16 protein-coding genes and 1 tRNA gene are annotated in these 20,793 nt (G+C 64.2%); 10 read left to right on the forward strand and 7 right to left on the reverse strand.

Going from position 1 to position 20,793, the window contains the following annotated elements; all coding sequences use genetic code 11:
* Positions 1–32 precede the first annotated feature (32 nt).
* Positions 33–332, forward strand: coding sequence for a chorismate mutase (locus tag GBB14_RS02795; protein ID WP_151530035.1), 300 nt, complete (start codon positions 33–35; stop codon positions 330–332).
* Between the two features lie 82 nt (positions 333–414).
* On the opposite strand, the gene GBB14_RS02800 is transcribed toward GBB14_RS02795, so the two are convergent.
* Positions 415–1,896 (reverse strand): NAD-dependent succinate-semialdehyde dehydrogenase, encoded by a 1,482-nt coding sequence (locus GBB14_RS02800; RefSeq protein WP_151530034.1) that lies wholly within the window; start codon positions 1,894–1,896, stop codon positions 415–417.
* 238 nt (positions 1,897–2,134) lie between these two features.
* Here GBB14_RS02800 and GBB14_RS02805 point away from each other — a divergent pair, with 238 nt between their 5' ends.
* From GBB14_RS02805 to GBB14_RS02820, 4 genes are all read left to right on the forward strand, one after another.
* Positions 2,135–4,183 carry a fructose-specific PTS transporter subunit EIIC gene (locus GBB14_RS02805; RefSeq protein WP_151530033.1) on the forward strand — a complete coding sequence of 683 codons (2,049 nt, stop codon included), beginning with the start codon at positions 2,135–2,137 and terminating at the stop codon, positions 4,181–4,183.
* 170 nt (positions 4,184–4,353) lie between these two features.
* Positions 4,354–5,076: a DUF1707 domain-containing protein gene (locus tag GBB14_RS02810; protein ID WP_151530032.1), complete on the forward strand. Its 723-nt coding sequence runs from the start codon at positions 4,354–4,356 to the stop codon at positions 5,074–5,076.
* A 257-nt stretch (positions 5,077–5,333) separates the two neighbouring features.
* Positions 5,334–6,974 (forward strand): glucose-6-phosphate isomerase, encoded by a 1,641-nt coding sequence (gene pgi / locus GBB14_RS02815; protein ID WP_192796247.1) that lies wholly within the window; start codon positions 5,334–5,336, stop codon positions 6,972–6,974.
* Between the two features lie 168 nt (positions 6,975–7,142).
* The gene (locus GBB14_RS02820) at positions 7,143–8,375 is read left to right on the forward strand and encodes an MFS transporter (RefSeq protein WP_192796204.1); all 1,233 of its coding nucleotides are present in this window, start codon (positions 7,143–7,145) and stop codon (positions 8,373–8,375) included.
* On the opposite strand, the gene GBB14_RS02825 is transcribed toward GBB14_RS02820, so the two are convergent.
* Both GBB14_RS02825 and GBB14_RS02830 read right to left on the reverse strand, forming a co-directional pair.
* Positions 8,372–9,199, reverse strand: a complete 828-nt coding sequence (locus tag GBB14_RS02825) for a DNA-formamidopyrimidine glycosylase family protein (protein WP_151530029.1) — start codon at positions 9,197–9,199, stop codon at positions 8,372–8,374. The two genes, GBB14_RS02820 and GBB14_RS02825, sit on opposite strands and share 4 nt — an antisense overlap.
* Before the next feature lie 112 nt (positions 9,200–9,311).
* Complete coding sequence (locus GBB14_RS02830; RefSeq protein WP_151530028.1) at positions 9,312–14,198, reverse strand: DEAD/DEAH box helicase; 4,887 nt, start codon at positions 14,196–14,198, stop codon at positions 9,312–9,314.
* A 34-nt stretch (positions 14,199–14,232) separates the two neighbouring features.
* Here GBB14_RS02830 and GBB14_RS02835 point away from each other — a divergent pair, with 34 nt between their 5' ends.
* The 4 genes from GBB14_RS02835 to GBB14_RS02850 all read left to right on the forward strand — a co-directional run bounded on the left by GBB14_RS02835 (position 14,233) and on the right by GBB14_RS02850 (position 16,717).
* A complete protein-coding gene (locus GBB14_RS02835; RefSeq protein WP_151530027.1) occupies positions 14,233–14,991 on the forward strand; it encodes a 3'(2'),5'-bisphosphate nucleotidase CysQ in 759 nt (252 codons plus the stop codon).
* Between the two features lie 105 nt (positions 14,992–15,096).
* Positions 15,097–15,897, forward strand: a complete 801-nt coding sequence (locus tag GBB14_RS02840; protein ID WP_151530026.1) for a thymidylate synthase — start codon at positions 15,097–15,099, stop codon at positions 15,895–15,897.
* A gap of 24 nt (positions 15,898–15,921) precedes the next feature.
* Complete coding sequence (locus tag GBB14_RS02845; protein ID WP_151530025.1) at positions 15,922–16,425, forward strand: dihydrofolate reductase; 504 nt, start codon at positions 15,922–15,924, stop codon at positions 16,423–16,425.
* A gap of 46 nt (positions 16,426–16,471) precedes the next feature.
* Entirely contained in the window at positions 16,472–16,717 is a 246-nt protein-coding gene (locus tag GBB14_RS02850; protein WP_151530024.1) for a mycoredoxin, read from the forward strand.
* A 75-nt stretch (positions 16,718–16,792) separates the two neighbouring features.
* Here GBB14_RS02850 and cobF read toward each other — a convergent pair whose 3' ends face one another.
* Together cobF and GBB14_RS02860 are read right to left on the reverse strand one after the other, a co-directional pair.
* A complete protein-coding gene (gene cobF / locus GBB14_RS02855) occupies positions 16,793–17,545 on the reverse strand; it encodes a precorrin-6A synthase (deacetylating) (RefSeq protein WP_151530023.1) in 753 nt (250 codons plus the stop codon).
* Positions 17,546–17,559: 14 nt separating this feature from the next.
* Positions 17,560–17,841, reverse strand: coding sequence for a hypothetical protein (locus GBB14_RS02860; protein WP_151530022.1), 282 nt, complete (start codon positions 17,839–17,841; stop codon positions 17,560–17,562).
* Positions 17,842–18,226: 385 nt separating this feature from the next.
* On the opposite strand from GBB14_RS02860, the gene GBB14_RS02865 reads away from it, so the two are divergent.
* Positions 18,227–19,045, forward strand: a complete 819-nt coding sequence (locus GBB14_RS02865) for a hypothetical protein (protein WP_151530021.1) — start codon at positions 18,227–18,229, stop codon at positions 19,043–19,045.
* A gap of 113 nt (positions 19,046–19,158) precedes the next feature.
* Here GBB14_RS02865 and GBB14_RS02870 read toward each other — a convergent pair.
* Positions 19,159–19,231, reverse strand: a tRNA-Arg gene (locus GBB14_RS02870).
* 135 nt (positions 19,232–19,366) lie between these two features.
* Positions 19,367–20,725 carry a cation:proton antiporter gene (locus GBB14_RS02875; RefSeq protein WP_151530020.1) on the reverse strand — a complete coding sequence of 453 codons (1,359 nt, stop codon included), beginning with the start codon at positions 20,723–20,725 and terminating at the stop codon, positions 19,367–19,369.
* Positions 20,726–20,793 lie beyond the last annotated feature (68 nt).

A 20,793-nucleotide genomic window follows, 5' to 3' on the forward strand; every position in this document is an offset into this window, starting at 1 on the left:
GCGATGTGGTGGGGGTGTGGCACAATACTGCTATGAGTGATGCTGAAGATTTTGCTATTCGCATGCCGTCGGGCACTGATGATCCGCTCTCTGACGCCGAGATCCAGCAGTATCGCAAGGAAATCGATCGTCTCGACAAGGTCATTATCGAATCCATCCAGCGCCGCACCGCCATCTCCCAGGCCATTGGGAAAACCCGCATGGGCTCCGGCGGCACTCGCCTCGTCCATACCCGCGAGGTGTCCATCATTAATGAGTTCCGCGAGCAATTGGGCGAAGAGGGCCCGCAGCTCGCCGGTATTCTGCTGCGCCTCGGCCGCGGCAAGCTCTAGCCTCTCTCCCGACGCGAGGGCGGCGCAGCCCACCATGAGTTCATGATGTGGGTGCGCCGCCCTTGATCCGTGTGCGGTGGTTTTAGAGGCTGGCCTCCGGCAGTGCCATGAGCTTGGTTTCGAGATACTCGTCAATACCTTCGAAACCGCCTTCGCGGCCCACACCGGACTGCTTCACTCCACCGAAGGGGGCGGAAGGATCAGAGATCGCGCCCTTGTTGATGGCCAGCATGCCCACCTGCATTGCCTCGCCCGCGCCGAGGGCGCGCTCGAGGTTCTCGGTGAATACATAGCCTGCGAGGCCGAAGAGGGTGTCATTGGCGAACTCGATGGCGTCCGCATCGGAGCTGGCCTTATAGATTGCCACCACGGGTCCGAAGATTTCCTCGCTGGCGATGCGCGCCGAGCGCGGCACATCGGCCAGCACGGTTGGAGGGAAATAGGAGCCCTTCTCTGGGAGATTCTCGTCCAGCTCGTAGACGCTGCCTCCGGCGAGCACCCGTGCGCCTTGAGCGATGGCGTCATTGACCAGTTCGGAGACGGTTTCTACTTGGTCATCACCAGAAAGCGGCCCCACGGTGACGCCCTCATCGGTGCCGCGCCCCACGGTGTAGGTGCCGATCAGCTCGGTGACGCGCTCGCAGAAGGCGTCGTATAGCTTCTCATGCACGATGAAGCGGTTCGCGGCGATGCACACCTGGCCGGCGCCGCGCATCTTCGCCACCTTCACGGCCTCCACAGCCTTGTCGAGATCAGCATCCTCACAGACGATGAAGGGGGCATTGCCGCCCAGCTCCAGGCTGGCACCGAGGGTGTGCTCGGAGGCCTTCGCGTGGAGTGCCTGGCCCACCTCGGTGGAGCCGGTGAAGGTGAACTTGCGCAGGCGAGGATCCTCCAGCAGCGAGGACGCCGCCGAACCGGAGCCGGGAATGATATTGATGACGCCATCGGGCAGCCCCGCTTCCTTGAGAATGCGGGCCAAATACAGCATGGTCAGCGGGGTCTTCGAGGCCGGCTTGAGCACCATCGTGCACCCGGAGGCCAGCACCGGCCCCATCTTGCGGGTGCCCATCGACAGCGGGAAGTTCCACGGGGTGATGGCCAGCACCGGCCCTACCGGCTGCCGGATGGTGATGACGCGGCCACCACCAGCGGGAGTGATGCGGTAATCGCCACTAATGCGGACGGCCTCCTCGGCGAACCAGCGGAAGAACTCGGCGCCATAGGCGACCTCGCCCCGAGAATCTGGGAGGGCGCGGCCCAGCTCGGCGGACATGATGTAGGCCAATTCCTCACTACGCTTAGTGAGCAACTCGAATGCGCGGCGCAGAATCTCGGCGCGTTCGCGCGGGGCGGTGGCCGCCCACTCCTGCTGCACCGCAACGGCAGCATCCAGTGCTGCCACGGCGTCCGCCTCGCCGGCCTTGGCCACCGTAGCCAGCACACTGCCATCCGAAGGATTTTCTACCTCGAAGGTCTCGCCGGAGCGGGCATCAACAAATTCACCATTAATAAAAAGCTGCGTGGGGCAATCAGCAATGACTGCGTCTAGATCAATACTCATAGCCACCACTATGCCCCCGAACCAGAAATGGCGCCACTATCACAATGCCCGCGCTGGTGAGAGTTAGGGGTGGGGGTTGCGCTGCACAGCTTGGGCGGAGCTGTGGCGGCGGGAGCACGTACCCGCTGCGCAGCCCACTGAGCTAGAGGCCGGCGCGAGCAGAGAGCCTCTGCTCACTGAAGTAGCTAGCCCTATTCGCCTGTCGAGGGGGCGTTCAACCGGTGTTATTCTACGTCTCATGAGAGATGCACGCGATAGGGGCGCACCACGAGTGTTGGCCATCACAGCCTGCCCCACCGGAATTGCCCACACCTACATGGCCGCCGAGAATCTCGAGGCCGCTGCGCACGAGATGGGAATCGAGCTGCGCGTGGAGACACACGGCTCGGTCGGGGTCGAGGGCGCCTTTAGCGCCGAGGAGATCGACGCCGCCGACGCCATTCTGATCTCCGCAGACACGGTGATCGACAAGCAGCGCTTCACCGGCAAGCGGCTACTGAGCACGTCTGTCGATGCCGCTATTAAGGATCCAGCCACAGTGCTCGAGCGCGCCCAGTCTGCCCCAGTGTGGACGGCCGGCGGCGCCCAGGACGACAGCACCGAGACCGCCAGCAGCGATGAGCCGCTGCGCCGCCAGCTCTACCAAGCGCTGATGAATGGCGTGTCGCACATGGTGCCCTTCGTGGTCACTGGCGGTTTGCTCATCGCCGTGTCGCTCTCCCTGGGCGGCGAACCCGGCCCCGAAGGCTTGGCCATTCCGGAGGACTCCTTCTGGTTCATGCTCAGCTCCATCGGCGCCCTCGCTTTTGGCTTGATGGTGCCGGTGCTCTCCGCCTATATCGCCTCCGGTATCGCCGGCCGCCCAGGCCTCGCCCCCGGCTTTATCACCGGCATGATTGCGGTGACGGGATCGCTCTATAACTCCGATGCCGGCGCCGGCTTCATCGGCGGCATTATCACCGGCTTTCTCTCCGGATATGTGGCCCTAGCGGTTAAGAAGATACCGGTGGGTAAATATGGTGCCGCGATCATGCCGGTGATCGTGATCCCCATCGCCACCACGCTCATCGTGGGCCTGCTCTTTGTCTACGTCCTGGGCGGACCGATCTCCTCGCTCTTTGCGGCGCTGACCACATGGTTGGCCTCGCTCGAAGGCGCCTCGGTGATTGTGCTCGGCGCCATTCTGGGAGCGATGATCGCCTTCGATATGGGTGGACCCTTTAATAAAACAGCCTTCCTCTTCGGCGGCGGCATGATTGCCAGTGGCAACGCTGCCCCGATGGGCATGGTGGCCGCGGCGATCGCGGTGCCGCCGCTGGCGGTCGGGTTGGCCACCCTGCTGCGCCGCAGCTGGTTCAATAACGCCGAGCGCGACTCCGGCATCGCCGCGCTATTCATGGGCTTCTTCGGCATCACCGAAGGCGCCATCCCCGTGGCCGCCGCGCGCCCGCTACAGGTCATTCCCGCCAATGTAGCCGGCGGCGCTGTCGCCGGTGCCGTCGCCGGCCTGCTGCATGTGGAGGACAACGTGATGCACGGCGGCCCCATTGTGGCGATACTCGGCGCGGTGGACAATACCCTCGGATTCTTTATTGCCTTGGCCGCCGGTATCGCCGTCACCACTGGCCTGATAATCGTGCTCGTGGGCGTTTCTCGACGCCAACAGCAGGACACCTCCCCTGCGGTCGAGACAGCCGCACCTGCAGAGCACACTGCCGCCGCCCCGGCTCCCGCCACAGCCGGCGCAGGCGCTGCGGGAGCGGCTACCGCCGGAGCCGGCACTGCTGCTGCCTCAGCCGCCGAGACCGCCACCGACACCGCCTCCGAGGCCGAGGAGCTCATCACCGCCTCCTTGGTTGCCCTCGACACCCTCGCCCCCGACAGCAGCCAAGAGGGGGTACTGCGCACTCTCGTGCACGCCGCGAGCGAGCAGGACAGAATCACTCACCCCGGGCAGGTCATCGATGCGGCTCGTTCCCGCGAGGCCCACGCCTCCACCGCGGTGGGGCATCACGTGGCTATCCCCCATGCTCGATGCTCTGCGGTGGCGCGTCCCACCCTGGCTTTCGCCCGTATTCCCGAGCCGGGGATGCAGTGGGATGAGGATGCCGAGGATCGGGTTCGTATGATCTTTTTCATTGCCGCTCCCGAGGATGCCGGCACAGAGCACCTGCGGTTTTTGTCGAAGCTGGCCCGAGCCACGATGCGCGAAGATATCCGCGCCCAGCTGCTGCAGGCCACCACGGCAGAAGAAGCGGTGGCTGTGATTCGCAGCTGCATGCACTAGCGGCGCGCCCGCACCAGCGTGCAGCTACCTCCTCTCCCCCGCGCCGGCGACCACCGAAACTCTCCTCGGTCGCCGGCGCTGCTGTGTATGGTGCACCGGCATGTCTCAGTGCACCGGCAAGGCGCACCTGTTTCGCCCTTGAACGGGAAAAACTGGATTACACTGAAGTTATGACTTCCGAGTCCTCCTCGCATGATCGACAGCCGCCACGACTGCGTGCAAGCGACCACGATCGTTCCCGTGTCCTTGACTACCTCGCCCACGCCTATGCGGATGGGCGGCTCGACTATTCCGAGTTCGATGAGCGTTCCTCGGCTGCGTCCACCAGTCGTTTCATGGACGAGCTCAGCCCGCTCCTCGAGGATCTCGGCGGCACCCCAGAGCTGCCCGCTGCATCCCCCTCTCAATCTCTCTCGCCACGCCCGGATTCTGCGCAGTACGCGACAGAGCAGTGGGCACCACGGCCGGAGCAGCAGCGCGCCATCGCCCGCATCACTCGCCGCGTCGTGGGCGGGACGGGCTCGAAATATTCTTTGAGCATCTTCGGCGCCAACTCCTTTTCCGGTGGCAGCACCCTTGCCACCCGCCATGACGCCATCGTGCTATTTAGTGGCACTAGCCTCGATTTGCGCCACACCCAGCTGGAATCGAAGAACATCACCATCACCTTGAATGTGATGTTCGGCGGCTGCGACATCATCGTCCCCGAGGGCATGCGCGTGATTATGAACCCCGTGACCTTGTTCGGCGATAGCACAATAAAGGTCAAAGACGGCGTCCGCGTGGACCCCAGCGAGTTACCCTCCTCCGCCCCGTCTGTCACCATCAACGGGTTCGTGTTATTCAGCGGCTGCGATGTCATTATCGCCCCAGATAAGTACGCACAACCCTAAACGTGGTTTTTAGGTTCCCACGTTTCCCCCAGCCGAATGTCCGATTATGTTGGGACGTTCACCACAGCTAAGAATCGCCACCTGCGCGCTTGCGCTGACACGTCCCACACACCCCAGCACAACGGGCATAGTCTCGCTAGCATTACCCCTAGAGTGGCGAGCCGATGAGCCGCACCACGGAGCTTAGTGCTGCCGGCCTGTCATGACTCGCCCACACTTTCCCAAGATCCCATATATCAAGGAGCGTTAGAGAAAAAGTGTCGATGGATATTACCAAGACTGAGACCTGGAGCAAGCTGTCCGCTCATCGCAATAAGCTGAGCGAAACCAGCCTCCGCGAGCTCTTCGCCGGCGATGCCGAGCGCGTCTCTAAACTCACCTTCTCTGCTGCTGACCTGCACGTGGATCTGTCCAAGAACGTGATTGATGATGACGCCCGCGAGCTGCTGGTGCAGCTAGCCCGCGAGGCAGGGCTGCCGGAGAAGATCGAGGAGATGTTCTCCGGTGCGCACATCAACAACACCGAAGACCGTGCCGTGCTGCACACCGCGCTGCGCATGCCGGTGGAGGACTCCTTGGAGGTCGACGGCCAGGACGTGGCTGCGGACGTGCACGAGGTGCTCGGCCGGATGCGCGACTTTGCGCAGGCGCTGCGCTCGGGTTCGTGGCTCGGCCACACCGGCCACACCATTAAGACCGTGGTCAATATCGGTATCGGCGGCTCGGATCTGGGCCCGGCGATGGCCACCAAGGCACTGCGCGCCTACGCCACCGCCGGTATCGACGCCTACTTTGTCTCCAACGTGGACCCCGCGGACATGAGCGCCGTGCTCGAGAAGGTGGACCCGGAGTCCACCCTGTTCATCGTGGCCTCGAAGACCTTCACCACCCAGGAGACTTTGGCCAATGCCCACGCCGCGAAGCGCTGGCTGCTGGAGAAGTTCGATGGCGATGAGTCGGCTGTGGCCAAGCACTTCGTCGCCGTGTCTACCAATGCCGAGAAGGTCGCCGAGTTCGGTATCGACACGGAGAACATGTTCGGCTTCTGGGATTGGGTAGGCGGTCGCTACTCGGTGGATTCCGCCATTGGTCTGTCGCTCATGGCTGTGATCGGGCCCATGGACTTCATGCGTTTCCTCGAGGGCTTCCACGCCATGGACACCCACTTCCGCACCACCCCGCTAGAGAAGAACGTGCCGGCCCTGATGGGTCTGCTCGGCGTGTGGTACACCGATTTCTTCGGCGCGGAAACCCACGCGGTTCTGCCCTACTCCGAGGATCTCTCCCGATTCCCCGCCTATCTGCAGCAGCTCACCATGGAATCCAATGGCAAGTCGGTGCGCCACGACGGCACCTCGGTGACCACCAACACCGGCGAGATTTATTGGGGCGAGCCCGGCACCAATGGCCAGCACGCCTTCTATCAGCTGATGCACCAGGGCACCCGCATCGTGCCGGCGGACTTCATTGGTTTCGCTCGCCCCAAGGAGGACCTGCCCACCGCCAGCGGCGAGGGCTCCATGCACGATCTGCTCATGGGCAACTTCTTCGCCCAGACCAAGGTCCTTGCCTTCGGCAAGACCTATGAGGAGCTCCTCGAAGAAGGCGTGCCCACCGAGCTCATCACCCACAAGCTCATGCCGGGTAACCGCCCCACCACCACCATTCTGGCGGAGGAGCTCACCCCCTTCACCCTTGGCGCCCTCATCGCGCTCTACGAGCACATCGTGTTCACTCAAGGCGTGATCTGGGACATCAACTCCTTTGACCAGTGGGGCGTGGAGCTGGGTAAGCAGCAGGCTAATGACCTTGCCCCGGCCGTGTCCGGTGAGCAGGAGCCCAACTCGGGCGATGCCTCCACCGACGCCCTGATCGCCTTCTACCGCTCCAAGCGCTAGCGCTTCCTCCCACCGCCTTTTCGCCCAGCCCGTGTGCGGCCTCGTGCTGCACACGCGCTGGGCAGCGGTGTCTTCAGTACCCGCAGCACGCAGGCGATATACCACTAGGTGGGATGCGCTCTGGGCCTAGATTCCCGCGCGGTGACGCACTGGCGTAGTGTGTCTGCCGTGACTGACACCACGACATCCCAGCCGAATCGCCGGATAGCGTTCATCGCTGCAACGGCTATTGTGTTGAGCTCTCTCAACCTTCGCGCCCTCGTCACCGCCCTGCCGCCGCTGCTGCCGCGTATCGACGCCAGCTTAGGCCTCAGCGGCGTGATTCTCGGTGTTATCGGCATGGCCCCCACCGTCACCTTCGCGCTGGCAGCGTTGTCCACACCGCGTATGTTGCGCCGCTTCACCTCCGCGCAGACCTTGTGTATCGCGATGCTCGCCACGGCCTGTGGCCAGCTACTGCGCGTGCTGGGGCCGTCTACCCTGCTGCTACTGGCGGGAACGTTTTTCGCGCTCTTCGCCATCGGCCTCACCAACGCGGTGATCCCGGTGGCGCTTCGCGCCTTCTTCCCGCGGCGCGTGCCGCAGCTATCGATCGTCTACATGGTGTGCATGCAGATCGGCATGATGAGCGCCCCCTTGCTCTCTGAGCCGTTGGCCGAGTCTCTCGATGGCCGCGGTGGCGTCGCGGGCTGGCAGTTCGCGCTCGGCGTGTGGATCATACCCGCGCTGATCGCCGCCGCCGCGTGGTCTCCGCTGTGGGGCTTGGCCCGTAGCCGCGCCGCTGCTCAGGCGGCCGCGCGGCGCAGCTCCCTGCCGGTGCATCGCACCGCCGTGGGCCGCGGGCTGGTGGTGATGTTCGGCATGACGAGCTTCTCCACCTTCTCCTATATGCTCTTCATCCCCCAGATGTATCTGGACGGCGGCGCCAGCGTGCACTTCGCCGCGCTGATGCTCTCGTATTGGTCCGGCTTGGGCCTCGTGCTTTCTATCGCCGGACCGTGGATCGCCGCCCGCCTCCGCGATCCCTTCCCCGTGCTGGCGCTTTTCCTGCTCTGCTTCATCGTGGGCAATGTGGGCATGGCGCTGAACCCCATGTCGGCGCCGTGGCTGTGGATTACGCTGTCTGGGATCGGGCCGCTGTCCTTCCCCACCGCACTCACACTGGTGAACCTGCGCGCCCGCACCACCGCCGGCGCCACCGCGCTGTCGAGTTTCGGCCAAGGCGGCGGCTACACCATCGCCGCCGTGGGCCCGCTATTATTCGGCACGCTTCACGACGCCACCTCAAGCTGGATCGTGCCCGTGGGCATGACCGTGATCGCGACGGTGCTGGTCGCTATCGGCGCCTTCTTCGCCACCCGCCCCACCTATGTGGAGGAACAGCTCGGCGACGCCGCCTAATCCGCCCCCAGCAGTGGCTGGCAGCGGGGGCACCACCAGATGACACGCTCCAGCTCTCCTGCATCGCCGCCCTGGTCCACCCCGCCAAGAAAGCCCTTCTCAATGCGGCTGCCACAGCGGCGGCAGGGGCGGGCATAGCGGCCAAACACATAGGTGGTCTCGCCAACCCGGTTGATCCCTGTGCTCACTCGCTTGGTGGCGAGGCGATTGGCCCACATGAGGCGACGGGTTATGCGCACCACGGTGGACACATCCACCTCCGCCACGGGCGTGGCGGGATGGAGGCCGGCGAGGTAGCAGATTTCGGCCCGGTACTCGTTGCCCACGCCCGCGAGATTGCGTTGATCCAGCAGGGCCGCGCCGATGGCGCGCTCGGGGCGGCGCAGAATCCTCGCGCAGGCCTCAGCCTCATCCCAATTCTCCCCCAGCACATCGGGCCCTAGATGCGCGATGGCCTGCGGGTACTCGGCGCTGCGTAGGACGTGCACCAGTCCCAGCTCGAAGCCCACCACCTCGATGGGGCGGGGATACTCGGGCGCGCCGTCGAGCTGCAGCACCACCCGCGCTTTCCAGCCCGGCTTGGACCAGCGATCCCCGCTGAGGGTGATGCTCCACGTGCCCTCCATTTTCAGGTGGGTCTGCAGGATCTGGTGGCCGAAATCCATGAAGAGATACTTGCCATAGGGCCACACCTGCTGCACGTTCGAGCCGCTGAAATCGGTGGTGGCCCAGCGCGGCACCCGCAGCGAGGAGCCCACGACCTTCCGCCCCGTCATAAACTGCAAGCGGCGGCTGAGCTGAAATACTGAATCGCCCTCAGGCATGCTGTGCTCTCTTCCTCGTATCGCTCGGCGGCGACGGCTCCCCACTAGGCACCTCGGATGCGTAGTGCGCTGCGTGGCAGTGTAGCAACCCCAGCCAGTGAAACCGGTGCCCCTAGCGCCGCCGACCGCCGGCTCCGAAGGGGCCTCGACGCTCGCCCCCAGGGCCCGCAGAGGGGCGTCGAAAAGCATTCTTGTCCACCGCCTCCACGGCATCGGCCAACCCCCTGCCCCGCCGCTTCGTCTCCTCGGCGCTGCTGCGGCTGGAGCCGACGCGCACCCCCTTGGGCGTGATGCTCAGCCCCAGTGCGCGCACCGCCGGCAGCAGCGGCGACTCCCATACCGAGACCGCATTGATCTTTTCCACCACCACGGGTGTCACCGAGGTCAGCTGGGTGGCGTGCTGCACGGCGGCGTCGATATCCCGCAGCGCGGACTCCACATCCGCCACCTCCTCGGGAATCCGGAGGGTCTTGCCGCCGCGGCTGAGATATCCCAACAGGACCCCGCCCCGCAGCACCACCATGGCCCCCGCCGCGCGCGAGTAACCACTACTCGGCCACTCGAGGGCGGCCCCATAGGGATTGGCGGGATCCGCGGCAGCCACAAGATAGAGGGCATCCTCCCGGGTGGCGCGCACGCGATCCACCACCGCAGCGGTAGAAAACTGCGCCCCACCCAGACCATCGATGATGTAGCCGCGGGTGGCCTTTCCGGTTTCTGCAAAAGAACGCAGCACCTTATAGGCCAGCGCGAAACCGCCGAGAACATTTTCCGCCTGGATCGAGCCGCGGGTGACCACCCCATAGCGATCCAGCCACGCCTCGCCATGCGCCACGGCGCGGGCCGTGGCCTCCGCCATCGGATCAGCGGGCCGGACGGCACGGGAGAAACGACCCGGCACATCCACCGGCTGGCTGGCGTGCCCGGCGCGCCGGGCGTTGGCGCTCTGGGCGAAGCTGGTGCGCCCCATGCGCAGGCGCGAACGATTGGGGCGGCGGGTGGCGCGGTGCGCGGTCGCGCCTTTCGTAGAGGTGCCGGCGAGCCGGGCCCGCAGCGGGGCGAAGCTCTCGGGGCTCACCAGTGTTTTCTCCATCAGCGACCATAAGCTATCGCGCACCACCTCGGGGCTGTGCTCGGCTGGGGGCAGCGGCACTCCGAGTTCATCGGTGTAGCTCTCAAGGTAGCTCTGGAGTTCGCTGAAGAGGAAGGCACCGCCGGTGTCGAGGGCCTGTAGCAGCGCTGTCTCCGTGGTGGAGAGGGTGTGCTCGGCACCCTCCTCTAGCAGTTGTGGTGCGTAGTCGGCGGGGGTAAGGCTCACCCACGGGTCGCGGGCGCCGGCGAGGCCGCGGCATACCACGAGGACCTCGCCGTTTTGGGTGAGCTCGTCGAGGTCCGTGGGGGTGTAGTTGCTCACCCGCAGTGGAAAGACGAGGGACTCCCAGGCGCTGGCGGGAAGAAACACCCCTGCCAGTTGCTCGCACACAGCGAACACGCCATCGGCGCCGCGCAGCGCCGGATAGTCGCCGCAGGCGGCGAGGTTATGCCACTCGGGAAGGAAGGCGGCATAGGCCTGCTGGCTCACCGGCTCGATCTGGCTCTGCACCTTCGCCAGGGTGCGGGTGCGGAGTTTTTTCAATACCCCGCGATCGACGTATTCACGCTCCTCGATCTCGGCGCGGTAGCGTCCTTCCACCGCGCCATTGCGGCTGGCGGCAGTGGCGGCCACGCTGATCCCGATGCCTAAGGCTGTGGCGAGTTCCCGGGCGGTGAAGGGGCCGCGGCTGCGGGCGTAGCGGCGCACCAGCTGATCGAGGGCGTCGTCGATGGTGTCCGGATCCGCGCCGATCCCAGGCGGGACGGGGATGCCGAGGCCATCGCGCAATAGCGCGGCGTCGAGCGCCAGCGCCGCATGGGCCTGCCCCTGGATGCGCACCTCCATCACCTGCTGGCTGCGGGCGAGCTGGGCCCACGGCTCGGGGAAATCGGCGTGGTGCTGCAGCTCCGCCAGCGGGATGGGGCCGGTTTCGCGGAGCACGTCGATAAGCGCATCGGGGGTGCGAGCCCGCCAACCCTCGGCGGTGTGCTGCAGCTGGGCGTGGACCTCGGAAATGATGTCTTGATCCAGCAGCTCCCGCAGCTCCACTGTGCCGAGGAGGCTGGCCAGCAGCTCGGGGTCGAGGGATAGAGCGGCGGCGCGTTTCTCGGCGAGTGGAGTATCGCCTTCGTACATGAACGCGCCGGTGTAGTTGAACATGAGCGAGGAGGCGAAGGGGCTGGGCTGCTCCACGGTGACCTCGGCGATGTGCACCCGGTGCTGCTCTATATCGCCCATTAACGCGGTGAGCGCGTCGAGGTCATAGACATCCTGCAGGCATTCGCGCACCGTCTCCAAGATGATCGGAAAGGAGGGGTATTTACGGGCCACGTCGAGCAGCTGGGCGGCGCGTTGACGCTGCTGCCACAAGGGGGCGCGCTTGCCGGGATTGCGGCGCGGCAGCAGCAACGCCCGGGCCGCGCATTCGCGGAAGCGGGAGGCGAAGAGCGCCGAGTTGCCCACCTGTTCGGTGACCAGATCGCTGATCTCGTCCTTATCGAAGCGAAAAAGCTCCGGCCCGGGATCGGTGTCCATGGCGGGCAGGCGCAGCACAATGCCGTTATCGCCGGCCACGGCCTGGGCGTCGATGCCGCTGTGCTCGGCGATGCGCGCCCCGACGGCCAACGCCCACGCGGCATTGACACCGCGACCGTAGGGCGAGTGCAGCACCACGCGCCAGTCCCCGAGCTCGTCTGTGAAGCGTTCCACCAGCAGTGTGCGTTCATCGGGAACCATGCCGGTGGCCTGCTGCTGCTCGAGCACAAACGCGCGCACATTATCGCGGGCCCACTGGTCGAGATCCGAGTTCTCCAGCACCTGCGGGTCATCGGCGACGCGGCGCAGAAATTCGCCGATCATCACCCCGAGCTCCGCGGGCCGGCCGGGGCTATCGCCGCCCCAGAAGGGCAGCCGGCCGGTGTGGCCGGGGGCGGGGGTCACCAGCACCTGATCGCGGGTGATCTCCTCGATGCGCCAGCTCGATGCTCCCAGGGTGAATACATCGCCCACGCGGGACTCGTAGACCATCTCCTCATCGAGCTCCCCCACACGCCGCGGCCCGTGCTCGCCGCCGCCGGCCAAAAACACCCCAAACATGCCGCGGTCAGGAATGGTGCCGCCGCTGGTCACCGCCACCCGCTGTGCCCCTTGCCGGGCGGAGAGCAGGCCGCTGACGCGATCAAAGTTCACCCTCGGTTTGAGCTCGGCGAAATCCGTGGAGGGATAGACCCCGCTGACCAAATCCACCACGGAGTCGAAGACGGTGCGGGCGAGATGGTGATAGGGATAGGCGCGGCGCACCATCTCATACCACTCATCCACGTGAATATCGCCGTTTACCGTGACCGCAATGGTCTGCTGTGCCAGCACGTCGAGGGGATTCTGCGGCACGCTCAGCGCCTCGATAAACCCGGCGCGCATCTTGTCTACCACCACGGCGGAGTCCACCAGATCGCTGCGATGCGTGGGATAGAAGGTGGCGCGGGATACCGCGTTGACGCGGTGCCCGGCCCGGCCGACGCGCTGCAGCCCCGAGGCCACAGAGGGCGGGGATTGCACCTGGATCACGAGATCCACCGCGCCCATATCGATGCCGAGTTCCAGCGAGGAGGTGGCCACCACGCAGCGCAGCTCGCCGCTTTTCAACGCCGCCTCGGTGTGGGCGCGTTCATCCTTGCTCACCGAACCGTGGTGGGCGCGGGCGATGATCGCCTCGGCCTCACCGGCGATATCCGTGGACTTCATCAACTGGGCGGGATCACGCCGGCGGGCGGCGCTGAGCGCCTCGGGCTGGTGCTGGGCGGCATAGAGCTCATTAATGCGGGAGGTCAGCCGCTCCGCGCTGCGCCGAGAATTGACGAATACCAAGGTGGAGCGGGCGGTCATCACCTGCTCATAGAGTTGTTCCTCGATGAAGGGCCAAATGCTTCCCTGCTGCGGCAAGGCCGATTCCACGGCGGCGTCGTCGAAGCTGGGCAGGCCCGGCGCGGACTGTTCATCGTTGTCGCTGCGCTGGCTGTGATCGTCGATAAGCGGAGAGGCGATCCCCAAGGGATCGTCGATGGTGGCCTCCCCGATGCTTGAGCCGCGCTCCGGCACAGGCAGATCCGACATATCGGGCACCGGCACCCGCACGCTCAGATCCCATTCCTTGCTGCTGTGCGGTGCCACAATATCCACGTCACGGTCGCCTCCGAGGAACTGGGCGACGGTCGCGATGGGGCGCACCGTGGCCGATAAGCCGATGCGCTGCACTGGGCGCTCGCTCACGGCCTCCAGCCGCTCGAGGGAGAGCGCCAGATGGCTGCCGCGTTTCGTGCCGGCGAGGGCGTGGATCTCGTCGATGATGACGGTCTCGACATCGCTGAGAATTGACGCCGCCTTCGAGGTGAGCATTAGATACAGGCTCTCGGGCGTGGTGATTAACACATCCGGGGCGTTACGTACCTGCCGCGCCCGCTCGGCCTGCGGGGTATCGCCCGAGCGCACGCCCACGCTCACTCCGTGCAGCCGCACCCCGTCGCGCTCGGCGGTCGTTTCAATTCCCGTCAAGGGCGCCCGCAGATTGTTCTGCACGTCCACTCCCAGCGCCTTCAGCGGGGAGATATAGAGCACGCGCACGCCCGTCTCGCTGACCTCCACCCGGCCCGGCGCGGGCACCCCCTGCAGAGGCAGCGCGTCTTCGCTGCGCTTATCGACGCTATCCTGCTGGCTCACCAGCGTGTTCAGTGCCCATAAGAAGGCAGAAAGTGTTTTACCCGAACCGGTGGGCGCCACCACGAGCGCATGGTGTCCTGCGGAAATGGACTCCCACGCGGCGGCCTGCACGGCGGTGGGAGCGGCGAAGACATCAGTAAACCAGCGCGCCACCACTGGGTGGAACTTCTGCAGGATCTGAGCGGTCATGTAACCATCAAACCAAACCATTAAGCTAAAGGGCATGACTGCGCACATTGATGATGCCATTTTGACCCACCGTCTCGCCCAAGGAACCGGAGAGATCCTCAAGGGCGTCCGTAATGTCGGCGTGCTGCGAGGCCGCAACCTCGGCGATGCCGGCGATGAACTTGCCCAGAACTGGATCGCGCGTGTGCTCGAGCAGCACCGCCCCGAGGATGGAGTCCTCTCCGAAGAGGCCGCGGATAACCCCGCCCGTCTCGGTAAGGACCGCGTGTGGATCATCGATCCGCTCGACGGCACCAAGGAGTTCGCCACCGGCCGCCAGGACTGGGCGGTACACATCGCGCTAGTGGAAAACGGCACCCCCATCCACGCCGCCGTAGGCCTGCCCGATCTGGGCGTGGTCTTCGACTCCTCCGATGTCAAGGCCGTGATGGGCCCGCGCCCCTACAACATCGTGCTGTCGAAGAACCGCCCGCCGAAGGTAGGCACCTTTGTGGCCGAGAAGATGGACTGCACGATCACCCCGATGGGTTCTGCCGGCGCGAAGGCGATGTCTGTGCTGCTCGGCGATGCCGACGCCTATATTCACGCCGGCGGCCAGTACGAGTGGGACTCGGCCGCGCCGGTGGGTGTGGCCAAGGCTGCGGGGCTGCACTGCTCGCGCCTCGATGGTTCCGAGCCCACCTACAACAACCGCGACACCTACATGCCGGACATGGTGATCTGCCGTCCGGACGTCAAGGATGAGATTCTGCAGCTCGCCGCGCAGTACCTCGAGGAGAACGGCTCCTACTAACACCGCCCCACCCCGCGCCGCCGGCGTTCTTAGGCCGCGCGGGGTGTGTCTTTTTCTCTAGCTCCCCGTCGGCGTTGTCTACCGCCCTAGGTATGCTTAGCGTCTGTGAGTATCGAGACGCCTTATGAAGATCTTCTGCGCACTATTCTGCAGCAGGGAACCCGCAAGGATGACCGCACGGGCACGGGCACGATCAGCCTTTTTGCCCAGCAGATGCGGTTTAATCTGGCGGAGTCCTTTCCGCTGATCACCACGAAAAAAGTGCATATGAAATCCATCATTGGGGAGCTGCTGTGGTTCTTGCGCGGCGATTCCAATGTGGGCTTCTTGCACGAGCACGGGGTGAGCATCTGGGATGAGTGGGCCGATGAGAACGGCGATCTCGGCCCCATCTACGGCGTGCAGTGGCGCAGCTGGCCCACCCCCGATGGCCAGCACATCGATCAGATCTCGCGCGCTCTCGAGACGCTGCGCACCAACCCGGATTCCCGCCGCACCATCGTCAGCGCGTGGAATGTCTCGGAGCTCGATTCCATGGCCCTGCCGCCCTGCCACCTGCTCTTCCAGCTCTATGTGGCCGAGGGCCGGCTGTCCTGCCAGCTCTATCAGCGCAGCGCCGACATGTTCCTCGGCGTGCCCTTTAATATCGCCTCCTATTCCCTGCTCACCCACATGTTCGCCCAGCAGGCGGGACTCGAGGTGGGCGAGTTCGTGTGGACTGGCGGCGACTGCCACATCTACACCAATCACCTCGAGCAGGTGCGCACCCAGCTAGAACGCGAACCCCGCCCCTACCCGCAGTTATCGCTACGCAAGGCGGAGTCGATGTTTGACTATGACTTCTCCGATATCGAAATCACCGGATACGATCCGCACCCGGCTATTCGTGGCCAGGTGGCGGTCTAGCCCGCTGGGGAAAGGAGTAGGTGGATGATCGGCGCTATCTGGGCGCAGACCCGCGACGGCGTGATCGGCGATGGCCACACCATGCCGTGGCATATTCCCGAGGATCTCGCGCATTTCAAGGAGATCACCTCCGGCCACCCCGTGCTCATGGGGCGCGCCACCTGGGAGTCCCTGCCGCCGGCGGTGCGCCCCCTGCCGGGCCGCCGCAATCTCGTGGTATCCACCCGCGCGCCCGGGCCGTGGTCCGCTGGGGCCGAGGTGCTGCCCGATCTGCATACTCTGCCCGAGTGCGACACCTTGTGGGTGATGGGCGGCGGCAGCATCTACGAGGCTCTTCTTGATCGCTGTGAGCGGATTGAGATGACGCTTGTCGACGCCACTCTCGCCGCCGAGCTCGGCGACGCCGCCGTATATGCGCCCACGCTGCCCGCAAATGTCGAACTCGTCTCAGAAAGCGACTGGCACACCTCCCGCACGGGCACCCGCTACTGCTTCCGCAGCTATCGCCGGCGCGAGCCGCGCGCTTGAGTTTTCTGGGTGCGCTGAGAGCCACGGGTGTGGCACAGTGGAGGCTATGGCTAACGTAACTTTGTACACCACGTCGTGGTGCCCCTTTTGTCAGCGTCTGAAGAAGGCTTTGAACCGTACCGAGACTCCTTTCGATGAGATCGATGTGGAGCAGGATACCGAAGCCGCCGCGTGGGTGGAGTCAGTCAACGATGGCAACCGCGTGGTTCCCACCGTGAAGTATTCCGATGGCTCTACTGCCACCAACCCGGCTGCATCCGAGGTGCGCGCGAAGCTCGAGGAGCTTAGCTAACTACCCACTCAGCACGAGCAAGGGGCTCCCACCAGTGATCTGGTGAGAGCCCCTTTTTGTGTTCTCTGCCCTGTATTAGGAGGCGGGCTCCTCACGCAGCAGGTAGATATCCATAATCCAACCGTGTTCGGCGCGGAGCTGCTTTTTCAGCTCCGCAATCTCGGCACCGATCTCGCAGACCTTTCCGCGACGCAGCACCTGCCAGTCCGTGGAGAGATACGCGCCCCAATATATCACGGTGTTCTCCGTGTAGTTCTCCATCCAGGCCGCTCCCCCATCGAGCATCACCACACAGTTCGCGCGGTCTGCCTCGCTGGTCTCTGGCAGCTTGCGGGCGGTGGTGACGTGGATGGCTTCACCGATGCGGTTCAGCAGCATCCCGTGGGCCGCGGTGAGGGCCTGAATAGCGGTGATACCTGGGTAGATCGATCGGGTATGGGGTGTGTGCAGCCGGTCCAAGATCCGCAGCGTGGAATCATAGAGCGAGGGATCGCCCCAGACGAGGAAGGCGGCTGTTCCGCCGTTGGGGAGATGCTCGCCCAAGGCAGCGTCGATACGCTGCGCGCGCGCCTGGTGCCAGCGTTGTACCTCTGCTGCGTAGTTCTCGGGATGACGGGCGCGGGGCGGATCGGGGATAGCGACGAGCTTCACCTGCGGCGCGTGAGCCGCAATAATGCGCTCACGGACGGCCAAAAGCTCCACCTTGTCCTCCCCCTTATCAAGACTGAAGACGCAATCTGCGCTAGCCAGCGCCGCGATTGCGTCTTGAGTGATATGCCCAGGGCTACCGGCCCCTATCCCGATCACACAAATATGTGTGTCGTTCATGGTGGCAGTGCTCTTTACTCGTCTTCTTCGTCGTGGGAGCCGAAGAGATCAGCCATCTCCTGCGGGTCCAAGCCGGTGTGCAGCTCGGAGAAGGAAGCCGAGAAAATCTGCTGCAGGTACAACTCACACGCAGCGGCGAGCTGCTTAGAGTCAAACTTGTTCAGCAGCAAGAGACGCTTAGAGGAGCCATCCTCAAGAATCTGATCTACGGCGAGAACCGGAACATCGTGATCAATGACAGTGTGCACACGAATATCGCGGCGCTGAACGTCGGTAAACGTCGGTCGTGCAGACATGGGAACCTACCTATACAGTCAAGAAAATCTGAATACATACAACAGTAGGCGTTCGCTTGTACTTATGCGCGTCTTTAGTGCAATACACCCCCGCTATGGGCCGTACAGGGTGCCGGGACAAGGATATATTCACCCCCAAAAGTGCGCAGGAACAGCGTTTTCCCCGCTGTCGACGGACCCCGCAGGCAGCCCTAGCAATCCAGAATGCGTCCAGCCCAACATGCGGCACAAGCGGCTACCGCGCTATATCGAGGTGGCAACACAGCCACTAAGCGGGGAGAACTAGCGCCCTATTCTCCCGAAATGAGCACCTGGCAGCGATTAAAATAGGCCTGAGAATCCCAGCGGGAGCTGGTCCGAGGTAGTCGCCACGAAGGGAGCACACGTGCGTTCTCCGTCCCGCCTCAATAGAGGGGCAGCCATCACAGTCATTCTCGGAACTGCGGCCCTGGTGCTCGCAGGGTGCGGCGGCGCGGATGATGCCGCGCCCAGCGGCTCCACGAGCACCACCACGGTGACCGAAATCGAAACCGAAATCGCGGACGAGACTAGCGCTGATACGGAGCCGACACCGCGCACCGAAGATGCCTACCTGCGCTATGAGGCGGGCCCCCACACCTCTGAGCTCTTTGCTAAAAGCGTGCGCGATGCCTTCGCTGCCCAATGGGTGCGTACGGGCAACACAGATGTGAGCGTGGAAGCCAACTCCTTCGTCACCGGAGACACCTACACCATGAAGTGCAGTGGCGAGCACATTGTTCACTGCACCGGCGGCAATAATGCGCACGTGTATCTCTACGACAAGACGGTGCCCGCCGGTGAAGAGGGCGCGCCCGCATACCCCGAGTTAGACGACAACGAAGCCCAGACTGTGAGCGGCGTGATCCGCGATCTCTCGGGCAATGAGTTCCTGGAGAAATACGGGGAGCTCTACCCCTTTAAAACCCAAGTCACCGGCCGAGTGCGCTATGTGGAATTGGACGAGCCCACAGTGCTGCGCGGCACCTACCCCTACAGCGAAGGCAAGACTCGGGAGGATCAGACATACCGTGTAGCCATCGGCTCGACCCCCGAGGATTCGGCCGATAGCAGGTTGGCCGGCAGGGATGGCGAACACATCACCGAGGATGTCTCCCCGAGCCAGTGCTGGTGGCCTAGCGATCCGAACCCTCCAGGATGGGCCTTGCGCTGCAGGTTCGACTAGCTAGCGAAGCCCCAAACACAGCACTATCCCCGATTCCTCTTCCGAATCGGGGATAGTGCGTTGAGGGTCTGAAAAGAGGACCCTCATGTGCCAAGCGCGGCACCGTTTTTATGTGCCCCAGAGAGGAATCGAACCTCCGACACCGGCTTTAGGAGAGCCGTGCTCTATCCACTGAGCTACTAGGGCTGCTACACGACGCGCACATTCTTTGGCGGGGTGGCCACAGCGTGTGGGGCGTGTCGTGATTAGGCTACCGTAGCCGCGGGCTAGCGGTGAAATTTGGGGTTATGCAGCAGTGATACGTCGATAAGCGGGCGGCGGCTAGTCGGTGTCGATGGTCACTTCCTCCTCGGCGACCGTGCGGGACTGCGGCTTGCGGGCGGCGGGAGCACCCTGGCGGGCCTTTTCCTCCTGCTGCTTCTTGGACTCAAGATATTCGCGGTGCTCGTCCTCGGCGGCGGCCCGCTTGGTCTTTTGTTCCTTCGGCTCCTTCGGGGAATCCATCTCCGGCCAGTACTGGTGCACCAGATAGGCGGCGAGCGGGAAGGCGAGCACCGTGATCGCGCCGGCACAGACCAGAATGGATGCGAGCTCTTCGTCGATGAGATCGCGGTGCGCGGCCACCTCGGTGACGGCAACGATGATGGGCAGACCCGTGGCCGCGTAGAGCCCCAGTTCCACCTTGTCGCGGGGCTCCTTCAACCCGGAGTCGGTATCGGTGAACACCTCGGTGAGGAACACCGGGATACCGCGGGCCACGAGGATCACGGCGACGAAGAGGAAGATCAGCCACCACCGGCCGGCCACAGCGGAGATATTGATGGCCATGCCGGAGGTAATGAAGAACACGGGGATGAAGAAGCCATAGCCCATCACGTTGAGGCGGGCTTCCACGGTCTTGTGGAATTTCTCCGGCACCAGCGAGCGCAGGATGATACCCGCGGAGAAGGCGCCAAGCACCACGTCGAGCTCGAATACCGCGGCCGCTGCCATGAGCATGGTCAATAGAGCCATCACCGAACGCATCACCGTCTGCGAGGTGTTGCCGGCGCTCTCGTGGATCAGCGACCCCACCCGCGGCACCAGGGTTTTCACGGTGCGCGGGATGAAGGCGGTGATCAGCGCGATCGTCATGAAGATGAGGAGAATGATCAGGGTCAGGCCCATCGAACGCGCCGAGAGCAGCAGCGACATCGCGAAGATGGGGGCCATCTCGCCCACTGCGCCGTGCACGAATACGGTTTTGCCCACTTTGGAGGAGTCCATGCCCACGGACTTCAGAATGGGCAGCAGCGTGCCGAGCGCCGTCGAGGACACCGCAATCGCGATCGTAACCGCCCACAGCGGGTTTTCGGGTTGTGCAATAAAGTAGACCACCACGAACGCCACGGTGATGCTGATCAGCCACGTTCGCAGCGCCCACCGGCCGGTGCGCCCCTTCATCGTTTTCGGATCGATCTCCCAGCCGGCGAGCAGGAAGAGCAGCCCGAGGCCAAGCTCACGCAGCATGCTCACGCCGCCATCGTCGACAGCGAACTCCAGCACCTCTGGACCGATAATCACGCCGAATCCCAACATGAACACCACGGCGGGGATGTGGTTCTTCGTCGTAAACGCGAGGAACTGCGACGCCAGTGCGGCGAGCGTGATCCACATCGTCGACACAATGATTGTGGTCATGGGCTTTACTCCAGAATTGTTTCTTCAACGGTGATGCGCGGACGTGCCGACAGCTCTAAGGCTATAGG

The sequence above is a fragment of the Corynebacterium sp. 51B genome, assembly GCF_008930785.1.
In the GTDB taxonomy this organism is placed as follows: Bacteria; Actinomycetota; Actinomycetes; order Mycobacteriales; family Mycobacteriaceae; genus Corynebacterium; species Corynebacterium megadyptis.

What these genes read in the sequence shown, in the direction of transcription:
- GBB14_RS02795 (WP_151530035.1), top strand. Translation starts at nt 33, where the DNA reads ATGAGTGATGCTGAAGATTTTGCTATTCGCATGCCGTCGGGCACTGAT.
- GBB14_RS02830 (WP_151530028.1), bottom strand. Translation starts at nt 14,198, where the DNA reads ATGACCGCTCAGATCCTGCAGAAGTTCCACCCAGTGGTGGCGCGCTGG.
- GBB14_RS02850 (WP_151530024.1), top strand. Translation starts at nt 16,472, where the DNA reads ATGGCTAACGTAACTTTGTACACCACGTCGTGGTGCCCCTTTTGTCAG.
- GBB14_RS02875 (WP_151530020.1), bottom strand. Translation starts at nt 20,725, where the DNA reads ATGACCACAATCATTGTGTCGACGATGTGGATCACGCTCGCCGCACTG.
- GBB14_RS02800 (WP_151530034.1), bottom strand. Translation starts at nt 1,896, where the DNA reads ATGAGTATTGATCTAGACGCAGTCATTGCTGATTGCCCCACGCAGCTT.
- GBB14_RS02810 (WP_151530032.1), top strand. Translation starts at nt 4,354, where the DNA reads ATGACTTCCGAGTCCTCCTCGCATGATCGACAGCCGCCACGACTGCGT.
- GBB14_RS02860 (WP_151530022.1), bottom strand. Translation starts at nt 17,841, where the DNA reads ATGTCTGCACGACCGACGTTTACCGACGTTCAGCGCCGCGATATTCGT.
- GBB14_RS02845 (WP_151530025.1), top strand. Translation starts at nt 15,922, where the DNA reads ATGATCGGCGCTATCTGGGCGCAGACCCGCGACGGCGTGATCGGCGAT.
- GBB14_RS02805 (WP_151530033.1), top strand. Translation starts at nt 2,135, where the DNA reads ATGAGAGATGCACGCGATAGGGGCGCACCACGAGTGTTGGCCATCACA.
- cobF (WP_151530023.1), bottom strand. Translation starts at nt 17,545, where the DNA reads ATGAACGACACACATATTTGTGTGATCGGGATAGGGGCCGGTAGCCCT.
- GBB14_RS02835 (WP_151530027.1), top strand. Translation starts at nt 14,233, where the DNA reads ATGACTGCGCACATTGATGATGCCATTTTGACCCACCGTCTCGCCCAA.
- GBB14_RS02825 (WP_151530029.1), bottom strand. Translation starts at nt 9,199, where the DNA reads ATGCCTGAGGGCGATTCAGTATTTCAGCTCAGCCGCCGCTTGCAGTTT.